Source organism: Microbacterium sp. P5_B6, from assembly GCF_056400345.1.
In genome coordinates this window covers 1-659 of the sequence record NZ_JBFULL010000086.1, presented here as the reverse complement: position 1 = coordinate 659, position 659 = coordinate 1, and the positions used below count along the sequence as shown (strand labels likewise).

The window sequence follows — 659 nt, the reverse complement described above, 5'->3', positions numbered from 1 at the left end:
ACGAAGGTCTTCCCTGTTCCGGGCGGCCCGTAGAGGATGATCTGACCACGGCGATGAAGAGCGCGCACGACGTCGTGCAACCACTCCTCGCTCAGTCGCAGATCTTCTGCCAGAACGGTCGTTTGAACAGCGGCATGCTCGAAGCCACGTTCGCTCAGAAGAACCGTCGGCTCCGGGTCTGGTTCGGGCACCGGCTCGATAGGATCGGGCGAMGTCGCTGGCGTTCGCCAGCTATCGACGTAGGGCGCCTCATAGAAGTTGATGGGCGCACCCTCTTTGGTCTGCAGTTCGAGGACGATTCGCTGGAGATCGACGTCCAAGTCGTCGCTCATCACTCCCMCGATTTCGCCAGCGAACGCGGCGCGGATCTTGCGGCGATCATCTGGTGAAACGATCGGGCCGAAGAAGCCGGGGTGAACGAGGAACATTAGGGAGTACCGCTGGGTCGGGAAGGGGTCACCCGGAAGCTCGAGCACGAGTCCTCGCCACCGAAGCGGGTCGTTCAACGCCTCCTCCTGAGAGTCACCGTCCAACGCGTTCCATGCGMTCGCAAGCTCAAGGATGAGCGAAACGGCCTTTGGAAGGTTGGACTGCATACCTTGGCCGGGGTTGAACGCGCCGGCCCCAAACGCCTCTTCAATAGCCCGAGGAACACGAAC

1 protein-coding gene is annotated in these 659 nt (G+C 61.6%); it reads right to left on the bottom strand.

The features are described 5' to 3' along the window. A partial coding sequence (locus AC1DP3_RS18370; RefSeq protein WP_477295817.1) for a hypothetical protein occupies positions 1-506 on the bottom strand: 506 nt, incomplete at its 3' end. Between the last annotated feature and the right edge of the window lie 153 nt (positions 507-659).